Here is a 24,484-nt window from a genome sequence, read left to right as displayed (position 1 = left end):
TCACACGCCCTCCCGTTCACTATAAAACAAGCTGAATTGGGATAACGTCGGAAACCACCTGGACTCCTGAATGTTCAGTCGAACCCGGCGTGTAGTCACCTTTGGAAAACAGCAAATTCGCTTATATCCAACCACCGTTCCAGCATAGATGTCCTGCCACCGGCCATCCTCACCGCATACTTCCAGCATGAATCGTTCGATCCGCTGTCCCGATTGAATGTGCTCCATCAGCACCACACGGTTAAAGGTCTGTTCTTCCGGCAAAAACAATTCGATCCACGCTTGCTCTGTTCCTTCGCATGGGCACCAATAGGCTGCTTGCTCCAACTCTCCACCTGAATTCAAAACTTGTGAAACTCCATGTGCTTCGTCCATCGTCTCCGAAGCCTCCGCCTGTGCACCATGCGCCAGGTCTTCACTGAACGTTTTACGCAGCACCGAACCTAACTCACGCATTTGCTGCACATCCTTTTCATGAAGCAGACCGCGCTTATCTGGTGGCAGATTCAGCAAAAAGCAGGCATTACCGCCCACGGCACCGTAATAAACGGAGAGCAGCTCGTCAAGCGTTTTGACCTGATCATCTTCACTCGCATGATAGAACCAACCCGGACGAATTGAAGTGTTCACCTCGGCAGGATACCACACCAGCTGATCAGCATAATCACGAATGACGTCCCGGCTCCCCAGATCACGGTCCTGTGTATTGATCTTCCTCGCAAACGTTCCGTCATCCACCTGCTGGGACTGCTCCTGAATCTTCTCATTATCCTGCATATGCGCCGGTACAACGCTCCATTCCGATTCACGCGTATATCCCGCCTCATTACCACACCAACGTACGTCCGGGCCGCAGACCGAAATGACCGCTTCCGGCTGAAGCTCACGAATGAGCGCATAATAGGCGTCCCAGTCATAGACCTGTTTTTTCCCATTTGGCCCTTCGCCACATGCCCCATCAAACCAGACACAGAAGATGTCACCATAGTTCGTCAGCAGTTCGCGCAGTTGATGAAGAAAAAAGGCATTATACCGCTCCGAATCCCCATAACATGCTTCATGACGATCCCAGGGAGAGAGATACACCCCGAATTTCAACCCGGCATCACGACAGGCATCCGCAACTTCTCGAACCAGATCACCAGAACCATCCCGCCATGGACTTGCTGCAACCGTATGATCTGTATAACGGCTGGGCCACAGACAGAATCCGTCATGATGCTTGCATGTCAAAATCAGCCCTTTCATGCCTGCGTCTTTACATGCCTGCACCCATTGCCCTGCATGTAGTTCAGTAGGGATAAAGATCGCCGGGTCTTCCTCACCCGTCCCCCACTCCCGATCTGTAAATGTGTTCACGGTAAAATGGATAAATGCATAAAACTCCATCTCCTGCCATCTCATTTGGCGCTCGGATGGACTGATTTGTGCCGCGGTTTTAATCCAATCCGCTTGTGCTGGTGAAAGCTTTGAGTTCATGGCTTCCCACTCCCTTATATGAAAAGTGCATTCTGCTTTTATTGCTTTTATCACTTTTGTTCCAGCTATTCATCCACTTTTATAGCCGCCGCTGTGTTGGTTACATCAAGTACACACAATGACCATTATTATTGCTACTACAGCTCTTGTGCTGCGCGAATCAACGCTGCTTTGGCCTGAGCGACAAGCTGAGCATCTACAGGATGATCAAAACTCCCTCCACGCCGCACACCTGATCCCATATGAATCTCGGTGATCCCCGTTCGGCTCACGAGGGTTGGAATCTCCTCAATCGTGACACCTGAACCCGCCATAACGGATATATTTAATGTCTGTCCCATCTCCTGCAGCTGCTGTAGTTCGAGCAAACCTTCAGGGGCAGTAGGCTTGCCTCCCGATGTAAGCACGCGCTCAACGACACTCTCCTCGCTCTTACTCACACATGCACTCTTGCTCTCACCCTTGCTATTACTCTCACATGCACTCTTGTCCTTGCTGTTATTCTCGCTGCTGCTCCTGTCCTTACTTTCACTATTGCTCTTGCTCTTCATCTCCCTCTCATACTCAAGCCTACCCTTACCCTCAATCCCTCCATTGATGCTACCAATGCTCTCCAGTGATCTCACCACATGTGCACTCGAATCGAAGGCGCGATGAAACGTAACTCCCAATCCCTGAGCGCTTAACAGACAAGTTTGTAAAAAGGAGTGATCTACTTCTCCCTCATCGGTGAGAGCTCCAATCACGATGCCTGCGGCACCAAGCTCCCGCGCCACACGTATGTCTTGGATCATCGCCTGAAGATCGTCAGCGCTATAGCAGAACGAGCGGCTATGAGGCCTTATCATGACATACACCGGAATCGATACCTTGGATACGACTTGTTCAATCTGCCCATAGCTTGGCGTAAGACCACCTTCGGACATTGCCGATACCAGCTCGATCCGATCGGCTCCCCCCTGCTCAGCCGCTTGGGCATCTACCGCGTCCACCGCTATGACTTCCAAAGTCGGTTGTCTTTTAATGACCTGCCTATTCATAGGAACACCTCCTCACAAGTAACCACGACAGCAAGGACCGAATAAACGCCTGATCAGCGTTTCTGCGGTCCTTGCTTTATTCATGTGTGAACGTTCAGTTTCCAGAACGCAATTCGGTCTCTTTTCCATGTATACGTGATGTAAAGGTTCTGCCCCTGAGATACGACGGAAGGATAAGAATACTCGCCCGGCTCATCTTCGAGTACAAATTCATCTCCCCAGCTCGCACCATTGTCATTCGAAAAAGCAACCACCAGTGGTGTCCGGGGACTCTCTGTCGCATATCCGCTCACGGGATTGTAAACAATTGCAAGCAAGCCACTCTCCAGCCGTGTGACATCAATTCCGCTATTGTTGTTTGGTAGTTCTGTCGGGTAAGCTTCACACCACGTCCTGCCGCGATCCGCCGAGTCGCTGCGATAGATCTTGCCCTCTGTACTGCGAAGCAGCATATGTACATCATCCGCATTTGGGGTCCATAGAGCAGGCTGAATCAGCCCTTTCGCAATCCAATGATTTGCCCCCACATAAACAGGCAGGTTCATCGGCACAGGTTTACTTTTGGTCCATGTCTTGCCCCCATCGGTTGAAATATCAACAAAAGCTGCCCACACCTGCTTGCCCGGATTCTCCATATCCATTCGCTCAATAGAAGATGGAGCCAAAATGGTTCCATCCGTTAGCCGTAAAGGTTTATTGCGCACCGGACCACGGCCACCCACATCACCGGGAACCAATTCACGAGCCTCCGTCCATGTCTGCCCGCCATCCTCCGAGCGCATGATGCGCGTATGCCAGTCTGTAATTTCGTGTCCCACCTTGTAAAAGAGTACAAGTGAACCCCCATGTGCATACAGCACCGGGTTCCAATGGGCAATACCTTCTTCATCCGCTGCTTTACACGGCGTTGACCACGAGCCATCTTGCTCCTGAACAGCCATCCAGATGGCGGTGTCGCTGGATTTTTCATACGAACCTGCGAACCAGGCAACCACAACAACACCACTTGGCAAAACAGCAACCGTAGACCCGTGACTGCTCTGAAAAAGCTGCCCTTCCTGAAAAACGTACTGTTTGTGAGCCTTAATCGTCATGAGTGAGCCTCCTGTAAGATCAATCAAATAACAGTAAATATCGTTAATCCATTTGATCTGGTCTTGGTTTTAACGGTTTCAATGCTCTTCGTGCTTCTATTGGTTTTATTGATTTAATTCTTTTGCCATCTGCCATTATTCTATTACTTTTGCGGTTTTTATCTTTTCCTCTGCGTTAATTTCTTGTTATTTTTGTTATTTTAAATTGTTATTAAATTATATCTTTAGTTTAGTCTAAAACGTTAGGTTGTGAACGTCAATAATCATATTTTAGGACTTCCTCATTAATAGCTTAGCCTCCCTGGCCCCCCAATTCCTCGCAACATGCCAGCGCATCGCTGGTAGAATTTCCTTTTCATCTACAGTTTCTGAACCCCCCAGTGTTCCTGCAATTCTTCCAAGTCGAAACCTTCTAATCGTTAATGTATTTGCTTTTCATGCTTCCTCCCTTTAAATTCAGGTTGTCGAAAAGGGATTTTTGGGGTGTTGTCTGCCGCATGGCTGCCGTCCCCAAAATCCCCTTTTTACGTATACTCGTGAACTAGAGCAATGACAGGGGTCAAGGCATCAGTACAAAAGTTTCTCTTTCGCCCTTCCCTGCTTCCAGTTCACAGATCGATGGCACAGCTTAGGAACGAAGAGCATTCATGATCCTGCCATGCCTTATGCACTTCCCTCAGATGATGCCTGAGTATTGACCTTGCCTCCGTGTAGGGTGTAAAGCGGCACAGGAACGTAGAGCGCTTTAGTCGGGTGTTTTAACCCCCGATTAGGCACCAAAGTTATCGGGCCATGTGATCCCGCTGCGGGCTCTTAGTTGACCGCTCTTGCGCGCCATAAGCGCGGCTAGCATCAGCCCGTTATTTTTTCGGCTTCTTTTCCTAACTTCCAAACCAGTTACACTTCGTCCAAATAAAAAATATTCCAAGCGGACAAGTTCCACCTAAGCATTTGGATTATTGATTTAATGAGTCTCCCCAAAAAACTGTTTAAGTACAGACAATTGAAGTTGCTCGCTCATTTCTTGTCCCGATCAGAGAGAGCAGCGCCGTACTTGCGCTCAACTTACAGCTAGCGATGCTGCAGGTACGCGCCTGGCCGCTCATGAACGGCTGCGGCACACCAAATTGTTGTAATAACTCCAGGCCCTTGTACCAAGTATTTATAAGTGCCAACTGCACTGTCCTTTAATAAGAAACCTACAATTATTAATATATAGAAGAATAATATACAAAAAAATGATATACTTAATAAGAACAAACGTTCTTATTAAGTAGTAATTAACACCCTTAAAATTCCCTACATAGTGAATAACTGTATTTCCAAGAAGAAAGGATGTGTCGACATGGAAAGTCATTCCGAAACTGTATATGAACGTTATAAAACAGAGATTTATCGCATTGGATGGAGAATCCAATATCGTGCTAAAAAACTTAAAAAGAAGGAATTTGGTTTAGCTGATGAAGTATTTCCTCAAAAAAATTTTGCCAGTAATGTAATCGATAAAGTGACTTTGTGTCAACTGTTAGGAACAATACCTAAAAAAGGAAGAATTATATTGCAGAAAATTTACTTAGAGGGATATACCGAAGCAGATGTTGCTCATGAGCTAGGAATAAGTCAACAGGCGGTGAACAGATGGAAAAACAAGATGTTAAAGACGTTATCTCAGACAGCAAATTTTTGAGCTTACTCAGGAATGCTAAGGAACGCGATTCTGAAGCAATAGTACAACTTATTGAACTATTTAGAAAAGATATCAAACGACTAAGTAAATTCATTTATCTTCCTGATGAAGAAGCAGAATCAGAAATTGTATTAGAATTTTTAGAGTTTGTTCTTAATGAAGAAACAGAATAGGAGGTGATATAATGGAAGACATTTCATTAGACACTATTGGATCTTTAATTGGGACTGTGGGATTTCCTATTCTAGTGGCTATCATACTCTTAAGAACATTATTAGGTGATTTTATTAAGAGATTGGATACGTTAGATCAACGCCTTGTTCAACTCAATAAATCGATTAACTTAGTAGCGGAAACTTTAAAAGAAGACGCCATTTCTAAAAGGAACATCGAAACTGCTGGTGAAATAGAAAAAAAGAATAAAAAGAGTGATTAAAAAGAAGCATATATAAATATGCTTCCTTTTTTTATGTCACCGCACGCAGTGCCCTGTTTCATAACAAGGGTGGTCGGCCTATCAATAAAAAAATAAACTAGTTAGTTGTTAAATGCTTCTTTAAAGTTCCCTTATATATGAGAGCAAGTTAAGCGCGCGCAACTCTCAAAAAAAGAATATTAAAGGAGATTTTAATTATGGCATTTACAAAAGAATATGCAGCAACTGTAACGCTAAACAAAAAAGATGTGCTAGACATGATGAAAGCTCAACGAGTTATTTACAACAGCGGTATTTCTAAGCCAGATAAAGCGCAGCTTATTGCTGATTTGGCAAATGTAACTGGAATTTTAGCAACGATCTTCCTAGTATCCACGCCTGGTGGTCTAGCGGGAGCTTTGGCTCAGGCATTACTAGCATCGACTCCAAGCGAAAAACAAACTTTAGACCTTATGGTTAAAGAGGGCCACTTTAAGATGGGGGATTTGGCAGACTGGTTTGACGATAATTCTGGTTTTGATATCATTGAGGTGAAGCTCCCCTTCATTGAATACGAAACTCAACGCATTCGATTTGTAACAGGTAGAGGAGCAATCCAACGTGTCCACAAAAAAGGTGGACCTTGGATGCCTTACTAAAATAAAACTAAAGAAGCGCTGAAAAGCGCTTCTTTTTTATTAAAAATAATCCTGAATAACCTTCAAATCAAAGTTATTCGAAATTTTATAGTCCATCGATGAATTCTTTTTCGGAGACGCTTTATAGTCATAAATATCGATATACTTATCATCATATAAAAACATTCCAAGTCTTCTGTCTTCATTTACAAATACAAAGATCGTATAAACTTCATTAAATTCTTTAGAATTATTGGAGTTTTTCTTCACTTCGATCGATGATAGACTGTTCAATATTTTTTCTATTTCAACTTTGTCTGTTATAGTAACTTTTTCTTTATTATCCTTTTCGATTTCTATTGAGCTTACAGTATCTGATTTAATATCTTTAAAAACATCGTCTGCTAATGATTTTGTTGAATTTGTTGTAAAGAACCATGTCCCAACAGCTAAGAGTATAATAATGAGTGCAAAAATATAGTAATTACGTTTATTCATATTAAATCTCCTTTTATTATCTTTTTCACTTATTGTAACATTCATCCATTTCGTAATATATATTATTATTGAACTATTCTAAGACGTTACAGTACGCGAAAATAGTCCTGATAATTCTTTACTGGTATTTCTCTTCGTGAAATGACTGAACAAACAAGGAGGATTTATTTAATGCGAACTCAACTCGCGGTATTTTATCTTTAGGATCTTTACTTCTCTCTGCATGTGCAAAATCAACTGAAGATGGCACTCTTACAAGAGTGAAAAACCAAACAATCCAACAAATTGATAGCACCATCAACCTAAACCACCACTAAAATAGAAAATTTGTTTAGACCAGGAAATAAAGAAATTACAGACATCAGTTAGACGGATTTTATAGAAGGTGTCGCTATAGACTTGACCACCTAGGCCCAGTTATCTTCGATTAGTGATAGGATCAAGTTCTGCGGAATGTAATCAGGGGATGTCGATCAACCGGTACTAGCACCAGAAATCATCTACATGTTGAGATCATCATCAATGGCAGGAAGGTGAATGGGTTACGGTTGTAGGGGATACCTTTATATTTATCAAGTCACATACCCGCCCCCATGATCCACACGCACATACTGGCCGTAACCTCTTTGCTTGGGTTACTCGGATCTTGCCAACCGGCCATTATAACCTTACCGCCCTTAGACACTGTTTGCCTACTTCACCTTTCACCAGATGGTTACGGGGCCAAAGCCGGATGTAACCTGGCCGCTGACCAGACGACTGAATCCTGCTGTACCCGGCTGTGGAACCGTAATTGTATCGTATCCTTCCGTTACATAAAGCGTGGCGCATTTCATGGCTTTGGAGATATATGCTTGACTGTGGTTGTACTGGTACAAGGCAGAAACTGCATATGACCTTTAGCTCCCACGGATGAAATCATAGGATCTAACGTAGAGAACTGGGTTTCAATCCGATGGACTCCCGCCAGTAGAATCCAAAGCGCACCGTATTTCTTTGCAAGCAGCTTTATAGATTGGGATATACTCCTGTTTCCAGAAGGTGATTTCCTAAAGCTAAAATTATTTTTATTTCGTGATCTGGCTATTGTCAATCGAACAAGGAAATTCTCATACATGACGCAAAAAAGACGAGGCAGAAGAATCTCTACATCGTCTTTTAACATGTCCCGGTTGTCTGTAGACCTGTTCCATTCATATTCATAAACCTTTTTATAAAATAATATAAATAAAGGGCTTTCAAGTTGCTCTTTTCTACCTATTTGTCCCATTGGAGACCACACCGATCTACTTGTTACGCCGGGCTTTCGTCATTCGGTTGAACATAATCAAAGCCACAACAATCATGGCAAGCATCGCTATATTGCTGGACACCTCTTGCGACAATCCAAACAGCATACACACATTGGTCACCAGCCCTCGCACGATCAATGCAACGACAATCAGCAGAATCGGACTTAAATAGTTGTATCTTTTCATCGTTTGCCACACCCCTGACCCCATTATTCTGTTTGACCACGATCCCGTAACTCGATCATAACAGTCTGCTTCTCCGGTGACAACAAAAGGACACCGTATGCAGTGTCCTTTGTTAGAATCCTTATAATGGTTTTGACGCTGCACCGTTTATAGCGCTGCATTGCTGCACTTCTACTTAGAAAGAGACCCTAGTGCATGCATGTGCCAATCCATTTACAGGTCACCTTTTGTGTCGCGCGTATACCGTTAAACCTAACCTATACCTGCTTGAATTCAATCCAATCGATCTGCAACCCTGGTTTAGTAAAGTCCAGCTTGAGTTCATACAGCCCAGCTTCCAGCTGCACTTTCACCAGCTTCTGTCTGATCCATTTGCCCTCTGTGCCGTTTGTTTGAATCGTCGTAGCCAGCTGATCATTGAGCAGCACATTACATGCACTTTGCGCCAGTTCAGGCTCAGGTGACATGATCTGCACAATAATCCGGTACTGGCCTGCTTCATCCACTTTCATATATACAGGCTCAGCTGCCGCAGGTTTTACCTGTGCATTCGCAGTCAGCGACTGAGCGTCTGCTGCAGAAAGGGACGCGTTCGCTTGGAACGAAGCCACGTTCTCTACAATCTCATGCTTGCGTGAGGATACCGGCGCATTCATGATGAATTTGCAGATGTTGATCGCGGAGCGCTGCAGCTCGCCGCGGGTCAAGGTTCCATTTTCGAGCGATTCAATCGTGTTGTCGTCCCAGCCGTTGATCTCTGCGCCATAGTTTGGCACAACCATGTAGAGGTCATTCTGAGCACGAACCATCCAGTTCGTGAACTTGCGATCGGCTTCTCCGCCTTCTACCACATCGTTCATAATGGCCCACCAGTCGGTCATTACAATGCCGTCGAAGTTCCACTCTCCACGCAAAATCGTTGTGTTCAGATCGTAGTTGGATGCAGCCCAGTGTCCGTTAATCGGATTGTAAGAAGTCATGATGGAGTTCGCTCCACCCTCTTTGACTGCAATCTCGAACCCTTTCAGATAAATTTCACGCAGCGCGCGTTCGGATACAACGGCATCCACTTTGCTGCGGTGTTTCTCCTGGTTATTGCAGGCAAAGTGTTTCAGTGTGGCATTAGAGCCGCCCTTCATGATACCTTTTGTACAGGCTGCGGCAAATACACCCGAGATCAGCGGATCTTCAGAGAAGTACTCGAAGTTACGACCATTCAGCGGACTGCGGCGGATATTGAGTCCAGGTCCGAGCAGAGTGTCCACCTGATTGCGCAGCAGCTCTTGTCCTTCCATCACATACAGTTCTTCCACCAAGTCTGCGTTCCACGTTGCTGCCAGCAGTGTACCAATGGATACTTGTGTCGCCTTCTCCCCACTATCCATCCGGATACCGGATGGGCCGTCTGCCGTACAGGCCACCGGAATGCCATAGTTAAACAGGCTGTCACTCACACCGCCAAAAGCCGATGCGGTTCCCGAAGTCACCAGCGGACTGCTCATGCCTTCGCCGCGTACAAGTGCTGCCAGATCCTGATCGCTTAGCTGAGCCACAAAAGCTTCCAGACTGACTTTACCCGCCTTCACGTCACTCAGTTTATATCCCTGGTTGCCCGTTTGCTCCAACGTTTGCGGCAAATTCTGGGTAATGCGGTCTGCGATAGACACTTTGCGCTTTGGCACAGCTGCATAAGTCAGCTCATATGATCCATCTGCCTTGCGAATGCCCGGTTTCATACGCGTAAAATCTTCTGTTGGCGCCATCGCTTCCTGCAGCTGCTCCACCAGTTGAACCGTATCCACAACGTAGCCATCTTGGCCATCGATGCCAACATGCTCTACCTGCTTCACGCTCGTACCCACATGCAGACGGTATGTTCCCGCTTCAAGCACGTACGCAGAAGCATATCCGGTTACACCCGCATCATCATATGAAGCCATGCGATTTACCGAGAAACGGATCGTCAGCAGCTCGGAATCGCCGGGCTGCAGCAGTCCTGTTTTGCCAAAAGCCGCCAATGCTTTCACCGGTTGTCCCAATTCTCCCTGCGGTGCTTCATAATAAACCTGAACCACTTCTTTACCCGCATAGGTTGTACCGGAGTTAGTCACGTTCACGCGAACCTCAATAGAAGTTTCCCCATTGTTGATCACCGTACGAGCTTCCTCGATTTGTGTGGCAAAGGTCGTGTATGACAAGCCATAACCGAACTCAAATTGCACTTTTTCAGGTCGAAACGTTTCGAAAAAGCGATAACCCACATAAATATCTTCCTGATACAGGTTCTTGAACTCATTTCCATAGTTGCTTGTAGAAGGATAATCTTCGATGGAATACGCAATCGTATCCGTCAGTTTACCGCTTGGTGTCACGTCTCCAGCCAGTACATCCGCAATCGCGTTACCGCCTTCCATGCCTCCGTGCCAAGAGTAAATCACGCCTTGAATCGGATGTAGAACCGTTTCGTTCAGCCAGCTCATATCCATAATATTGGAGACGTTGAGTACCACAATTGTATGCTCAAAATGGTTTGTCACATGCTTCAGCATTGCCTTCTCATCGTCTGTCAAACGATAACTTCCCGGTGCGTCTGCATTATCCTGGTCTTCCCCTGCAGTGCGTCCAATGACAATGATCGCTTTGCTGGATTTACTTCTGGCTTGAGCGACCAGCTCGTCTGTGAGCGGCATTTCCTTCTGATTCCACGGCTCGGCTGCCCAGACTTTTCCACCATCGTCAAACGGATTTTCCTCGATCCATCTCTCATAAACCGCTGCCAGTTCTTCATTAACGGTAATGTTCTTTTTACTGCGCAGTCCGTCCAGCAGATTCGTTGTATACGCGACATGAACGCTTCCGCCTGAACCTGTGCCGCTGCGATAATAATTCACTTGGATTCGTCCAAAAACTGAAACGTTTTCGGAATCGCGAAGTGGAAGTATCTGTCCTTCATTTTTAAGCAAAACCGCTCCTTCGGCAGCTACCGTACGGCTAAATTCTGCAAACCCTTCCAATGGAACACCAATTTGATTTGTACTCAAGTGATTTCCCTCCTGAATGTCATCTCCATATCTGTGAAACGGCTATTTATAAACAAGATTAGATCGTACCCCAATTCACTACGATGGCAAAATAACCTTATTATCGCTCTTTCCCCGCCTAAGCTCATTTAAAAAATAGAACTAACTTCATGGATATGGCAGATTTACTTGTACCTACTCCCATCTTAACAGATTGCAAGCATGAAAATATATGAGAAATATTTATGTTCTTATAACAAAAATAAAAGCTGCGAACAGGGGCTGTTCGCAGCTCTCGCTTCTTTTATATACATACAGGTCAGGTCGTCAGCTTCGCATACACCAGAAAGAACAGCATGTCCTCACCCATAATCACATATCCAGGAACACGATAGATCAGGTCCACTACTACAAAGAGCGCTAACAGCCCCAACATGACCAGCATATGAGTTGGACGAAGGCGAAGATGCGGATGTCTGTAGCGATGAAATACCAAGGTTGTCGACAAGAAATACAGCAGTACCGAGCCAAATACAAACGCAAGCATAAACTCATAGTTCAGCAGATTCTGGTACAGCAGTTGAATTGATGCGGCGATCATACTCAGGGAGATGTAGATAAATAGATGCCCGTAGATGATGGCCTGCCCGGCGGTCTGCATCTCTTTGCTCACCTTTTTCTCCACGTTATCGAAGTACTGCCACCACATGGCGATGACAAACAAAGACGTAAATACCGTGAAAAGAATGGATTTCAGGTCCCATTGATCGGCTGACAGCACCGCGATGATGCTCACAACGGATTCACCGAGCAGAATGAGCGTAAAAAGAGCAAAACGTTCCAGCAGATGATGTGTCTGTACAGGCACTTTCACTAGATTTTTACGGCCCAGCAGAGGCAGAATAATATCAACGGCAATCCCCGCATACAAAATCACGTAACGCACCCACGAATCAAAGAACAGCGAACCCGATGAGATCATGATGCCAATGATAAACGAGAAGCCCAAGAAACGGGCCGCCTGCTGCTGATGCTCGCTTTTCGACTTGTGGATCGTCAGGTACTGAATGGCGGTAAACGCTCTGGAACCGATGTAACCTATGAAGAAGGAGAGATAGTGTTCGTCAAAATGAGTAGAAAGACTTGCCGTCATAATGAGAACGGACAGCAGTTGAAGGATGAGGAAAATCCGATGGCTCAGAATGTCCTGACCATAACGGTTAATGAATAAGGTCTGACCGACCCATGCCCACCATACCGGGATGAAAATTAACACGAACTTTAATAAATATTCAAATGTAATGACGCCGTGCTCGGCATGTAACAAGACATGGCCCGCTTTGGATACTGCCGCGACGAAAAGCAAATCGTAGAACAGCTCCAGCCAGGTGACCTTTTTCTCCATCATCCCTTAATGCTCCTTTGGGTCTAGTCTCAATTAGTTGAAACAAAGGTATTTACAAGTACACTCCGATGACAACGCCTCCAGAGCAGCGGTTCCCCCGGATACCTGAGTATAAAAATTTATAATTTGCTGGACAGTAATTTTCTTCATTTAGAAACTTGATATATTTTATTTAACGAATCAATCAAGTCTTGAGGTTGTGGTAACGAGGCTTCTGAAAATGTTATATTACCACTAGAAGCTTCTATAGAATGAGTAGCAACATTTAAAAAATGAGCACCATCTTCTTTTAATTGTTTAACATTTCGCTGAACTGCGGATGAATTCCACATTTGGGGATTCATATTCGGAGTAAGGAAGATAGGACCATTATAATTTAAAACAGCAAGCGATAACAATCATTAGCGGCACCTACTGAACCGGTTACACCAACTAATAACTTCTTTTTATACATACATTTCCTCCTCACGAATGAGATTGATATATCTCTTAATACTTTTCTTGACTGGTGGGCATGGTGTTCTATTCTTCTCTATCCTCTCAAGGGGACAAGCATTTCTTTGGCATGAGGGTCTAAAATAACATTTGGTACAATTGAGTCTTCGTTCGCACCTCCTGTAACCCACAACATCTTCAAAAATTTCTAAGTACCCGTCCTCCTTCAAATTCCCTACGTGATTATCTTCATTATTAAAAGCAACTGTGCATTTATATATCTTACCGTCTGAACCTATAATTAACGAATTGAGAAATACTTATTTCGTAAAAATTTTTTTAATACTAATTTTTTTTAATTTTTTAACCTTCTCACCATATGAACGGAGTCTTCTGCCGTAGACAATTTCCTTAAATTTCTGTTCAATAACCAGTACAGAGAAACATAAACCAAACCAATCCCTGCTCCCATAAAGGCATACATACTTCCAAACCATTCAGAAACCAATCCGCCGGCTAGATTTCCTAAAGGTGTAGCAATTACTGTTAGACTAATAATTAACGAGATCACTCTACCTAAAATATATTCATCAACAGAATTCTGAATTAAACTCATAAAAATGATATTCGTTATCCCCAGAATAATTGAAGCTAAACCAAGTAGAACAACAGATATAATAGGATTAGATACAAACCCGGAAGATATCCATGCAATTCCCCCAAACATAAACCCAATGATTGTTATTTTTCCAATCTTAATATTCTTTAGTATCGTTGCTAATAATGATCCGATCAGCGAACCAGCTGAAAAAGCAGCTAAATAATACCCATAAAACTCTACACCACCACGCTCTTGGGAATAACTCGGCAGACTCACGACAAACGCTCCTATAAGAAAGTTTGCAATGATAGACCCAATTAATATTTGAGGAATTAAAGAATTTTTAATGTATCTCAAACCTTCGACTAATTCATCAACATAGTTTTTTAACACAACTGATAAATTCGTATCTGATTTCTGACTTTCATCTTTAGTTAGCTGCTTGAATTTGATCATTGTAAATAACAAAGAGGTGACTAGGAATAAAAACGAATTATAAAATAAAACAACATGTGTCGCAGCAATTGTAATTAAAACTCCGGATACAGCCATGAATAAAATATCTGTACCTTGATAAGCAAGTGCCATAAGTGAGTTAGCTCTTGTTAGGTTATTTTTATTAACGATCTTGGGAAGAAGGGACATTTGGGCTGGATATGCAAAGGCACTTGAAGAGGAGGCAGCAAACATAATAAAAAGTAATGTGTATACACTTAAAAAATGATAATGGTGAAAAATAGGAATAGATATAATTAAAATAAATTGGATAATTTGGGTAGAGATTAGTACTTTCTTCAAATTTGCTTTATCAATATATGGGCCAATCAAAAACTGCAGTCCTGATGGGATCATGGTTAAAAAACCTGCTAGTCCCGTAAAGATGCTGTTTCCAGTGAGTTCAAATATTAGCCACATGGCCGCAACAGAGTATAGACTATCCCCAATATTACTGAATAACCTTCCGGAAATTAGGTACCAAAAATCCTTTTTGATAAGTCACCACTCCATTTAAATTATTTTTACCGATAAAAACAATTTAAATTATCTAGGGAATAACTGTCAATATTTATTTGCAAGCAGCTTAAGTAAATTGAGAAATACACTCTTCTCCTGTATGCTGTAAAATGAAACTTAATCTTTCTTAACAGCACATGATTGATTTTAGAAATAAAATTAAATTTAGGAGGTTTCTTCTATGGTGTATGACCACGAGAAGCTAGCCAAAGCTCTTTTAGATAAAACCAAACAGAAAATTTTAGCATCTATTAGTTCCGAGGAAAAAACAATTAAACAAATTGCGGAATCTTTGGAAGAGGAACCTTCACGATTGTACTATCATGTAAAGCAGTTGAAGGATTTAGACTTGATTAAAATCTCCAGAAGTGAAAATTTAAATAACCTTACTCAAAATTATTACCTATCAAATACAGAAAAAAGTGTGAATTTAACATTTGATGGGACATTAGCTAAAGATAGTGCCATCTTATTAAGCCAAAAAATTAATGAAATATATACAAAAGGGTTTTCAGTATTAAATAAAGAGTTTAAAAGAGAAGCTTCAAAAGAAAGTTCCAATGTCGAGGTTACTGTTACTTCATTATCTCTGACTAAGAAACAATGGAAAGCTGTGAATGATAATATACGTCAGATTTTAAATAACATTTATGATGAAATAGAGGAAGATCAGCATGAGGAACCTAACGAAGAATTTGAATACCTATTCCTAACATATAAAAGAGAAATTTAATTATTTCTAAACAAAAAAACATAAACCGAAGCCGTTAAGGCTTACTTTATGTTTTTTCGTTTAACTCATATTATTTAATACTGTCGTAACTGAAAAAAACTGAATTCCTGAATGATCTCAAGGCTCATAAAACAGTTGATGGGGACATTTTAAGCATTTTCACTTATACAAAAATACCGTCGCCCCCATAAATCCCTCCCAGTATTTCTTTCTCAATTATAAAAAACTCTTAAAAGTGGATTTAATTCACCTTTCAGATACTGTGCGATTATCACTTAAGCAGTCACATATCTCCTGACCTCACTCTGAATAAATTAAACCTTCTGCTTACTCTGTCTCTCCTGGTATTATTCGGTAACGGCTGATGCAGGTATCCGTGTTCTCACCTGAATTGGCTGCAGATTGCCTTCAATCTGAGTCCGGTAAGGTTCAAACCATTCCGGCAGCATCAGTTTCTGTCCAAGCGATTCGGCTGGTTCGTCCCGCGCAAAACCCGGAGGATCCGTTGCGATTTCAAACAGGATGCCGCCAGCTTCTCTGAAGTAAATCGCGTTAAAATACTGACGATCCCGCACCGGAGTTGGCTGGTATCCGTAATCACGCACGGCTTCACTCCACTGTGCATGCTGTGCATCATCGACTGCGCGCCATGCGATATGGTGCACAGTTCCTGCGCCGCCCATACCCAGCGGTACGCGGTTGACCGGCACATCCACGATGTTGCCAATGTCTCCGATGGAACGGAAGCGGGCAAACTCTCCATTTTCGCCCACTTTCACAAAACCGAGAATACGCTCAAGTGCATCCATCGTACGCTGCGGATTTACACTGAACAGTACCGCGCCGCCAAACCCTTTGATCGCATGCTCAGCCGGAATCCCTTCCTGTACCCATGTATTCGCAGCACCTTCCTCCCGCTCCACAAGCTCCAAACGGAGGCCTTCGCTGTCTTCAAACTGCAGCAGTTCTTCATCAAAACGTTGGGTTCTGGTTACGTCGATATTAAAGCTTTCCAGACGATTCTGCCAGAAGTTTATGGAGCCTGGTGGAATGACATACGAGGTGATGCCGACTTGACCGCCGCCAATCTGCCCCCGTGGCGAGCCTGCTGCCGGGAAGAAAGTAATGATCGTTCCCGGGCTGCCGTGTTCATCTCCAAAGTACAGATGGTATACATCCGGTGCATCAAAGTTAACTGTTTTTTTCACCAGACGGAGCCCCAGAACTCCAGCGTAGAAGTCGACGTTAGCCTGCGGATCTCCAGCAAAAGCAGTAATGTGGTGAATACCTGTTGTTTGAATGTTCATGATTATTTCCTCCTTGGTTTGAAAAATTCGTATATATTTTCATTTTAATTATCTTTAAATTAAGATATATAACCTGCTGCACTAGTGCTGGATCGGAATTGAAACCCGCACTAGTGGTACAGTGGTATGATTAGTCTAGCAATCAGGAATTTGTTTGATGCCTCTTCCGCGCATACCCTATGGATTCTGTCTGGAAGCCTGTTCTTGTTTCAACTTATCGGGAGTTACGTCATCGCCGTTTGGATCGTAGATGGTGGCATTCAGCAAAATGTCGTTGACCGAACCACGGAAAGTCTGCAAATACTCCTGGCGAAGGCGAGTCTGTTCTGCCTGCTCCATCTCCGTCAATCCACCCGCTTTCGCTTTTCTTGCGAGTTCATTAATTCGTGTCAATGTTGGGATCATCATCTGGATCTCTCCTCCTCTATATTGAAATTGAGATATTTATTTGAGTATATTCTTGTATTGAAGCTGCGGTCACTTACATTCAAATTAAATATCTTAATATAAAGATAATTGATTTCGAATTCATTGTCAACACTTTGTTTAATTTAAAAAAATAAATCCTCCGTTACGCCCTACTCCGTTCAGCTCCATAACGCTGAGACAAAAGGGATCAGCCCCACAGGCTGTTTATCTCCTGCAGAACTAATCCCCTAACTTCTTGATCCAATCAACGCCGTGCTCGATATAGTCTAACGTATTAAACCAACGATTCAGACAGACTACTTCGACAGCAGCTCACTTTCTAATTGGCAGTATTCCATTATGCAAGCTTTTGTCCGCAGTTCGAACAGAAGTTGGCTCCTTCATTTTTGGCACCGCAGTTCGGGCAGAAGTTCGGCTTTTTGCCATCAGCATTAGATGATTGAGATGCACCTTCACTGCTGCTCTGCTGCTGGCCTTGGTTTTGATAATTTGAGTTCTGGTTGTTCTGATTTTGATTCGGGTTCATGTTCTTCAGCATTTCATTCGCCATGTTCATGCCCATCATCATGCCCGCCATATCCGAAGCCGCCCCGCCGCCCTGTACTTTACCAGAGGAGATGCCGTCCGTCATGCTCACCTGCTGGTACTTCTGCAGATTGCCGATCATCTCGTGGGAAGCCGTTTTGGTGATCATATCCTGAATTTCCTTCGGATAGTTGAAGCTCATCACCTGGAAGCCGGTAATGCTGATCCCGATATCCATCATCTGCATATCCAGATCCTCCTGAATACCGCGCGCAATATCAGAAGCATTCGCCTGCAGGTTAAACATATCCTTTCCTTCACGGCTGATCCACTTCATCAGCAGCTGATCCAGCACAGACGTGATACGGATTTTGACATCCTCCACCAGATAACTCTGTTTGATGCCTGCGATTTTATCGATCAGGGTAACATAGTCACTCACTTTAAAGTTAAACGTTCCGTTCGCCCGAATCGGCATACCGCCCGGAAGCTGCGGTGTCGGGATCAATACTGGGCTTTGCGTGCCCCAGCGTACGGTGAACTCTTTGGTGTTTACAAACAGTACCTCTACACGCATACCGCTGTTGAATCCGAACTTGAACCCTTTCAGCGTAGACAGAAACGGAATGATCTCCGAATCGATATTAAACGAACCTTCATCTTCAAAAATACCTTCCACTTTGCCGTTATTCAGAAAGATAGCATCCTGCCCCGCTCGAATAATCAGCTTACTGCCCTTCTTGATCTCCCGGTTACTCCACTTCCAGAAGATCATATCATCTCTGAATTCTTCCCATTCCACCACGTTGGAAAACTGATTTCTGAAAAATCCCATGCTCGATCCCATCCCTTCTATAGTAAACCTGTGAGGTCTCCTCAACTTTACGCTATAACCGATTCATGCTTGTTATACTTCTATGAATGTATTTAGAAAGATCGGCTGCTGCCGCTGTGTGAATGCCCGCCTGCGGTTGTACCTCCACCACCGCCGCCTCCGCCGTTATTGTTATTCTTCTCGATTTTGGTCTTCGTGACCGTTGTGCGGATATATCGATCCTGACGATCAATTACATGCGAATTCTCCGAATCCTCATAGGTTGCTCGATTTACCGTCACACGCCCACCCGAACGATACATCATGACACCAACAACAATACCGCCAATGGCCAGGGATGCAGCAAGCTGAAACCATGTCTTAAACAGAATATTGTCCGGGTTCACCCCGGGTTTGAGATCCAAATACTCGTAAGACAGATTCAAAAACTTTTCAAAAGCCATCCGATAATTGCCGTCTGACAGATCTGGAGCAATTTTGGCCGTAATTTTATCTACCCTGCTGTTATCGACGTACTCTTCACCTTTATAGAAACCCGCTGCGTATACTTTACGATGATACATATCCATTGTTAGCATGACTACATTTCCATGAGGTTTATCATACCCTGGTGCCCGGTTATCATAGAATTCCTCGGTAAGCAGCTCATCACTTTTCTGTTCCTCGTTATTAGTAGTATAGATAATCAAGTCCGTCTGCCGTTCCGCCGAATACTGGTTTGCCAGTGCATTCAGCTCATTGCGGTCCTGCTCGCTTAGCAGATTGGCCTCATCAAAGATGAGATTTTTATTCTCCGCTGCGGATGCCGGTGACATCGGGAAGATCGGAGCGAGCATAGTGACTAGAAGTACAATTAGCACAGCCATCGTAACTAAGGGTCTTTTTTTGCTCACAGGAATCCCCCTCCCATCATCCAGGATACCAGTTTCAGTGACAGCAGCGAAACGGCAGATACCCCTGTGAACCATCCGGCCACTTTAGCTTTACTAATCGGCGGTTTGCCGACAACTTTCCCCGTCTGTCCATTCATGGCGAAGGTGTACTGTTTGCGGTTGTAATCATAGTTGACCATCCATACCGGTAACAGCACATATTCTGCATTCTTGAGCGTAGTATCGATATCTTTATTGGTGTAGCTCACACTGGTATATCCCGATACGGTAGAAGCAATGTAGGAATCAATGTAGGACCTTGTTTTATCCTTGGCCCGTGGGAAAAGCTCATCTTCGGTATAGCTGTATTTTTCCGCAATATATCCCGCCAGATACGGAGTTTTGAACAATTTTAACTCATTGTAAGGAAACGGCTCCAGTTTATCCATCAGTTCGTCGTTCATTTTCTCCGAGGCATCGATGGGCAGATTCACATATTCCAACCGAATTTTACGGTAGATATCAAAATGCTGTGTCTCCGTATAATGGTAGTCACCTTGAGTATAGGACCGTACTTTGGTTCCTTGGGCGTGCACTTCAATTCGGTTATGTAGATCATACAGCCAGAACGGCACGTAGATGCCGGTAATGCTCTGGATGCGATCTGCGGTCATGAAGCCGCCTGGCGTCAGCAGACCGTTCCTGCACCACTTTTTGAAAGCCTGTTTCGCCTGCTCTTTGTTGATGGAAAAAGGAATCACCATCGCCGGGGCCAGACTGCCCGTAAGCCGATCACTAAGAACCACCGCCGCGCCGCAGAAACTGCATGTCGTTGCACTTGTCTCCGGTTCGGTTACGATGTCAGCTCCGCAGCTGGTACAGTGGTACTCTTTCACTTCACCCTCGGTGAACACCTGTTTCTTCAAGGGATCGGGCAGCTGCTCGATGTTGTCCTGACGCCCGCAGCTTGGACAGGATAACGCACCAGAGACACTGTCAAAGATCATTCCGCTGCCGCAGTTTGGACATTTATACTCTAATACCGGCATTTGTTCACCTCCGTGTCTAAATTGGATGTTTTACTTCCGCAGCTTCTCCTGGATTGCCGCCAGTTCCTCATCCGCACTTGGAGCATGATTCTCCTTCTCCCTATTACCCGCATCTGCGTTCATATCCCGCTCCAGTTGTGCAATAAGTTCATCCAGATCGTCTTCCTGCGTGCCTGCGCGAAGCTCTGCCAGGGCTTCGGCTTCGTTCAGTGCCTGATTTGCTTGATCTTCCATCGCTTTAAAGGCGGATTCAGCACGACCAGCAGACGCATTACGTTCATTGGACTGCTGCTGTGCCTTCGCGCTGGCCATGCGCCCTTTCAGCTCCGCATGTCTGGCCTCCAACTGCCCCAGATCTGCGACGAGCTTGTCGTTCATATGTTTCATCATCTGCGCTTTGGCAGAAGCACGGTCATAAGCCGCCTGCAGTTCATTACGTTTGCCCGTCAGCTTCACTTTTTTCTCCAAAAAACTGCGTGCCTTATCTGCATCGCCTGACTCTGCTGATTTCTCCGCGTAGCGCTGCAGCTTATTCACCTCAGCTTGGCACTCATCCAGTGCCCGCTTCGCCCGATTTTCATCCGACAGCACCGCTGCTGTCTCTGCTTTCACCTGTCCCAAGTCACTGTTCAGGTTGCGCATATACTCATTCACCGTTTTCTCCGGGTCGCCCGGCCGGCTAAGCATATGATTCACGTTAGCTTTCATCACGTCTCTAAACCTCGATAAGATTCCCATCGTTGTTCCTCCTTCGGGTATGTTCATATGACTATAATACATGAATAGGACGGCATACGTTTCATTTTTCATAATCAATTCATCACAGCTCTGCAATAAATTTGGCACTTTCCTCAGCTATTTGTTCCGTATTTGTATTATGTAGATAATGTCCACCGTCGATGATCAGGTACTTGCCATTCTTCAGAGCTTCGCTATACATAGCAAGATCTGCCTGCCAATTTTCTACGGGCAACTCTTCACCATTGGATATAAAAAAGTACATCGGCACATCCGGAACGCCTTGTTCAGCTGCCTTCTTGGCATTTGCTTTAATCATCCTGATTTCCTCATTCATGTTGGATGTCTGTGTATTTTTATAGAATAAAGCCCGGTACAGCTCCTCATCATGGGGTGACAGCTGATTCTCCTGAATGGCGGCAGAAGAATCTGCGATCGCCGGAAAAAATCGTGTAATCCCTATGCGTGCTCCCAAAGTTACGACATTCAACATCAGCTTTGAGGGCAGTGGATATTTCTCATACACTTCTGGAATTGCAGGATCTATTCCAATAATAGCTCTTACTTCATCAGGATACTTTTGTGCCCAATATACAGCCTCGATACCCGACATGGAGTGTGGAAATAGTATATATGGCGGACGCTGACCAGCCCTATTCAAGGCTGCACGTGTCTCTTCTAACATCATGTCAATATCCCGAGAGACATCTGCTGTTTCGCTAAAACCGTAACCCGCTTTCTCCACTACAGCAATTCGGTGTTGTACAGATAATTTCGAGTAAAGTGCCTTGAAGTCTAATACGGGTGCAGATGTACCCGCCCCTGAAAGAAAAACGAGCGTCTGCGGCCCGAAACCCTCAGTATAAACATGCATCATGTGATCGTTTACAGAAACCATAACACCTGGTGGGCTTAACATTGCGGATTCCTTCTTTAATTTGATGTGATGGTTCGTAAAACTGATAATCATGAACAGGAACAAAACTCCAATTATTGCGCATGCTGTATACCCTATTCGCTTGAAAGCAGTTTTCATGATATTTCCTCTGGCAGGCTCTCTACCGCTGTAAAAAAGACATCCAGCAGCTCCACACCATACACAGTCCGCACGTATTCTGTAATTATCGCTAAATCTTCTTCCTGCTGATATTCTAGGCAAGGCCGACCTTCACTCCACAATACCCTGCACGGGAACCTCTCCACAACATGTTGAATAATGTGATCCGGGTCTGCCGCTTTATGCATATTTGGCATGTGTAACCACTCCTTTTTCTTAAATTCACTTACAGCATCCCAATGTACCTCTCGCTTAAACGATCAAACACCCCTTTTGCATAATGCTTTAATTTTGAAATAGATGTTCTTTCGATTCAGTGCAGTTCATCACATCGCTCTTCGCATCGCTCCAAAGATGTCTTTCCTGTGCAAGTTAGCTATAATAAAGGGATCAATGATTTTATGAAGGCAGGAACATTATGCGTACACGAGTTCATTTCATCGCTCCTTATGAGTCGATGATTCCTATTATAGAAGAATGCATCCCTCGTTATCCTCAGCTATCCGTTCTAACCGAGGTGGGTGACTTGGCGAAAGGCGTTGAGCTGGCCGTACAGGCCGAGAAAAAGGGAGCAGAAATTATTATCAGCCGTGGGGGAACCGCCCAATTAATCAAACAAGCCGTTACCGTACCGGTTATTGATGTGCAGCTGTCGGGTTATGACATGATTCGTTCACTTACCTTAGCCAGTCAGTATAACGGACAGACCGCGATCGTTGGTTTCTCCAATATTACATCCGGTGCACAATCCATTATCGATCTTATGGATCTGCCGCTCAAAGTGTATACGATCCACAGTTCGGAAGAGGTTGCACGGCTGCTGCTGGAATTGAAGGCATCCGGTTACCAGCAGATTGTAGGTGACGTTATTACTGTTAATACGGCCAAGGCCTATGGTCTGGAAGGATTATTGATCCAATCCGGCACAGAATCCATTCGCAGAGCGATGGAAGATGCACAGCTGGTCTACCGGTATTTGAGTAAAAACCAGACCTTATCTGTCATTCTAAATGATCTGGTTACACAGGAGCATCCAAATCTGTTGATTTTGGGCGAACAAGATGATGTGGTTTTTGAGAACCTAACCGATTTTGACCGCAATCCGCTTACCGACAATCATCTGTACCTGATCAATACCAGTCTTGAATTCCATCAATCCAGAATCCAGAACGTGTTTATGGTGGACGACTACCAATTGACAGTTCAGGCGTACGAAACAACGCTGGATGACAAGAGTTACAAGGTATATCTGCTGGAAAAGGGGGAGCCCTATGCCTTTGCACAATTCGGCATTATGACCTACACGGATTCCTCCATGGAACCCATCGTTGCCGAATCTCCCGCCATGCAGGCACTGTTAAAAAACATCCGTGCGTTGTATGCCCATCATGAACCCATATATCTGCTGGGCGAAGCGGATTCAGGGAAATCTTTTCTGGTCAAACATATGCATCAAATGCACTCCGGCGGCGGCCTGTTATTACAGATTGATCTATCTCAGGTTCCCTCGGGCCATTTGCATAAAATCCCGCTGACCAAAGTGAAAACGGTAGAGCTGAATCAGATTGAATCGCGCCTAAATGACCCCGAGCTGCTGACCTTCATTGAAGCTTGTCTCCAAAGCAGCATCGGCCTGTTTATTCTGAGCGAGCACGTGCCTGACCCGAATTGGACACTCAAGCTGAGTCTGAACATGCTCCTTATGCCGAGCCTTGCTGACCGTGCTGAGGACCTCGAACCATTAATGCAGCATTTCCTGACGGGGTATTACCACAAATACGGAACGACCGCTGTGCGAATCAAGGAGGATGCGCTGCGGCTGATCCGGGATCAAGCCTCACATATGAACGTCAATCAGTTGAAACATCTGATTAAACAAGCTGCACTTAACGAGCCGGATTATGTAATCACAAGCGAAACGTTGAACCGGCTGCTGCACCAGCAGTTTGCTGCGAGTGCAGGTGCAATGAAACTGAACGGTACTTTGAAGGAGATTGAGAAAGAAATTATTCAGCTGGTGCTGCAGGAAGAAAATAATAATCAATCCAAAGCTGCTGAGCGCCTGGGGATTAACCGGGCCACATTATGGCGTAAACTTAAAGATTAACTTTAAGTTTACGTCTTTTTTTTGCTTG

The 24,484-nt window shown here is 44.4% G+C and carries 24 protein-coding genes; 6 read left to right on the top strand and 18 right to left on the bottom strand.

The window, feature by feature from the left end; all coding sequences use genetic code 11:
* The 3 genes from MKY97_RS01290 to MKY97_RS01280 form a co-directional block, all read right to left on the bottom strand.
* Positions 1-1,479: an alpha-L-fucosidase gene (locus tag MKY97_RS01290; RefSeq protein WP_342553775.1), complete on the bottom strand. Its 1,479-nt coding sequence runs from the start codon at positions 1,477-1,479 to the stop codon at positions 1-3.
* A gap of 137 nt (positions 1,480-1,616) precedes the next feature.
* Positions 1,617-2,519, bottom strand: a complete 903-nt coding sequence (locus tag MKY97_RS01285; protein WP_342553774.1) for a copper homeostasis protein CutC — start codon at positions 2,517-2,519, stop codon at positions 1,617-1,619.
* A gap of 80 nt (positions 2,520-2,599) precedes the next feature.
* On the bottom strand, positions 2,600-3,613 hold the full coding sequence (locus MKY97_RS01280; protein WP_342553773.1) for a sialidase family protein: 1,014 nt from the start codon (positions 3,611-3,613) through the stop codon (positions 2,600-2,602).
* 1,345 nt (positions 3,614-4,958) lie between these two features.
* Between MKY97_RS01280 and MKY97_RS01275 the strand changes: the two genes are divergently transcribed.
* From MKY97_RS01275 to MKY97_RS01260, 4 genes are all read left to right on the top strand, one after another.
* Positions 4,959-5,300, top strand: a complete 342-nt coding sequence (locus MKY97_RS01275; RefSeq protein WP_342553772.1) for a sigma factor-like helix-turn-helix DNA-binding protein — start codon at positions 4,959-4,961, stop codon at positions 5,298-5,300.
* Positions 5,252-5,473 carry a hypothetical protein gene (locus MKY97_RS01270; protein ID WP_342553771.1) on the top strand — a complete coding sequence of 74 codons (222 nt, stop codon included), beginning with the start codon at positions 5,252-5,254 and terminating at the stop codon, positions 5,471-5,473. The genes MKY97_RS01275 and MKY97_RS01270 overlap by 49 nt, the downstream gene beginning before the upstream one ends.
* A gap of 11 nt (positions 5,474-5,484) precedes the next feature.
* Positions 5,485-5,736 (top strand): hypothetical protein, encoded by a 252-nt coding sequence (locus tag MKY97_RS01265; RefSeq protein WP_342553770.1) that lies wholly within the window; start codon positions 5,485-5,487, stop codon positions 5,734-5,736.
* A 197-nt stretch (positions 5,737-5,933) separates the two neighbouring features.
* Positions 5,934-6,374, top strand: coding sequence for a hypothetical protein (locus MKY97_RS01260; protein WP_342553769.1), 441 nt, complete (start codon positions 5,934-5,936; stop codon positions 6,372-6,374).
* A gap of 39 nt (positions 6,375-6,413) precedes the next feature.
* Here the strand turns inward: MKY97_RS01260 and MKY97_RS01255 are convergent, their stop codons facing one another.
* The 7 genes from MKY97_RS01255 to MKY97_RS01225 all read right to left on the bottom strand — a co-directional run bounded on the left by MKY97_RS01255 (position 6,414) and on the right by MKY97_RS01225 (position 14,759).
* Positions 6,414-6,851, bottom strand: coding sequence for a DUF5301 domain-containing protein (locus MKY97_RS01255; RefSeq protein WP_342553768.1), 438 nt, complete (start codon positions 6,849-6,851; stop codon positions 6,414-6,416).
* 704 nt (positions 6,852-7,555) lie between these two features.
* Positions 7,556-7,729, bottom strand: coding sequence for a hypothetical protein (locus MKY97_RS01250; protein WP_342553767.1), 174 nt, complete (start codon positions 7,727-7,729; stop codon positions 7,556-7,558).
* A 408-nt stretch (positions 7,730-8,137) separates the two neighbouring features.
* The gene (locus tag MKY97_RS01245) at positions 8,138-8,329 is read right to left on the bottom strand and encodes a hypothetical protein (protein WP_342553766.1); all 192 of its coding nucleotides are present in this window, start codon (positions 8,327-8,329) and stop codon (positions 8,138-8,140) included.
* 257 nt (positions 8,330-8,586) lie between these two features.
* Entirely contained in the window at positions 8,587-11,370 is a 2,784-nt protein-coding gene (locus MKY97_RS01240; protein WP_342553765.1) for a glycoside hydrolase family 3 C-terminal domain-containing protein, read from the bottom strand.
* A 298-nt stretch (positions 11,371-11,668) separates the two neighbouring features.
* Entirely contained in the window at positions 11,669-12,757 is a 1,089-nt protein-coding gene (locus tag MKY97_RS01235; protein WP_342553764.1) for a low temperature requirement protein A, read from the bottom strand.
* A gap of 143 nt (positions 12,758-12,900) precedes the next feature.
* Positions 12,901-13,152 carry a hypothetical protein gene (locus MKY97_RS01230; RefSeq protein ID WP_342553763.1) on the bottom strand — a complete coding sequence of 84 codons (252 nt, stop codon included), beginning with the start codon at positions 13,150-13,152 and terminating at the stop codon, positions 12,901-12,903.
* 392 nt (positions 13,153-13,544) lie between these two features.
* The gene (locus MKY97_RS01225) at positions 13,545-14,759 is read right to left on the bottom strand and encodes an MFS transporter (RefSeq protein ID WP_342556191.1); all 1,215 of its coding nucleotides are present in this window, start codon (positions 14,757-14,759) and stop codon (positions 13,545-13,547) included.
* A gap of 226 nt (positions 14,760-14,985) precedes the next feature.
* Between MKY97_RS01225 and MKY97_RS01220 the strand changes: the two genes are divergently transcribed.
* Positions 14,986-15,537, top strand: a complete 552-nt coding sequence (locus MKY97_RS01220) for a winged helix-turn-helix domain-containing protein (RefSeq protein ID WP_342553762.1) — start codon at positions 14,986-14,988, stop codon at positions 15,535-15,537.
* A gap of 347 nt (positions 15,538-15,884) precedes the next feature.
* Here the strand turns inward: MKY97_RS01220 and MKY97_RS01215 are convergent, their stop codons facing one another.
* From MKY97_RS01215 to MKY97_RS01180, 8 genes are all read right to left on the bottom strand, one after another.
* Positions 15,885-16,844, bottom strand: a complete 960-nt coding sequence (locus MKY97_RS01215; protein WP_342553761.1) for a ring-cleaving dioxygenase — start codon at positions 16,842-16,844, stop codon at positions 15,885-15,887.
* A 177-nt stretch (positions 16,845-17,021) separates the two neighbouring features.
* The gene (locus tag MKY97_RS01210) at positions 17,022-17,249 is read right to left on the bottom strand and encodes a DUF896 domain-containing protein (protein WP_090924289.1); all 228 of its coding nucleotides are present in this window, start codon (positions 17,247-17,249) and stop codon (positions 17,022-17,024) included.
* A 361-nt stretch (positions 17,250-17,610) separates the two neighbouring features.
* Entirely contained in the window at positions 17,611-18,633 is a 1,023-nt protein-coding gene (locus MKY97_RS01205; RefSeq protein WP_342553760.1) for an SPFH domain-containing protein, read from the bottom strand.
* A gap of 92 nt (positions 18,634-18,725) precedes the next feature.
* Positions 18,726-19,526 carry a TPM domain-containing protein gene (locus MKY97_RS01200; RefSeq protein WP_342553759.1) on the bottom strand — a complete coding sequence of 267 codons (801 nt, stop codon included), beginning with the start codon at positions 19,524-19,526 and terminating at the stop codon, positions 18,726-18,728.
* Positions 19,523-20,554 carry a TFIIB-type zinc ribbon-containing protein gene (locus tag MKY97_RS01195; protein ID WP_342553758.1) on the bottom strand — a complete coding sequence of 344 codons (1,032 nt, stop codon included), beginning with the start codon at positions 20,552-20,554 and terminating at the stop codon, positions 19,523-19,525. Before MKY97_RS01195 ends, MKY97_RS01200 begins: the two co-directional genes overlap by 4 nt.
* Positions 20,555-20,584: 30 nt before the next feature.
* Positions 20,585-21,292, bottom strand: coding sequence for a PspA/IM30 family protein (locus MKY97_RS01190; protein ID WP_342553757.1), 708 nt, complete (start codon positions 21,290-21,292; stop codon positions 20,585-20,587).
* An 82-nt stretch (positions 21,293-21,374) separates the two neighbouring features.
* A complete protein-coding gene (locus MKY97_RS01185) occupies positions 21,375-22,211 on the bottom strand; it encodes an alpha/beta hydrolase (RefSeq protein ID WP_342553756.1) in 837 nt (278 codons plus the stop codon).
* A gap of 113 nt (positions 22,212-22,324) precedes the next feature.
* A complete protein-coding gene (locus tag MKY97_RS01180) occupies positions 22,325-22,546 on the bottom strand; it encodes a hypothetical protein (protein WP_342553755.1) in 222 nt (73 codons plus the stop codon).
* A gap of 221 nt (positions 22,547-22,767) precedes the next feature.
* Between MKY97_RS01180 and MKY97_RS01175 the strand changes: the two genes are divergently transcribed.
* Positions 22,768-24,456: a PrpR N-terminal domain-containing protein gene (locus MKY97_RS01175; RefSeq protein ID WP_342553754.1), complete on the top strand. Its 1,689-nt coding sequence runs from the start codon at positions 22,768-22,770 to the stop codon at positions 24,454-24,456.
* Positions 24,457-24,484: the final 28 nt, after the last annotated feature.

Origin of the sequence: Paenibacillus sp. FSL R7-0652, from assembly GCF_038595045.1 — a bacterium.
Lineage (GTDB): Bacteria > Bacillota > Bacilli > Paenibacillales > Paenibacillaceae > Paenibacillus.
Note: the sequence above shows the minus strand (reverse complement) of the source record. Positions and strands in the feature narration are given on the sequence as shown.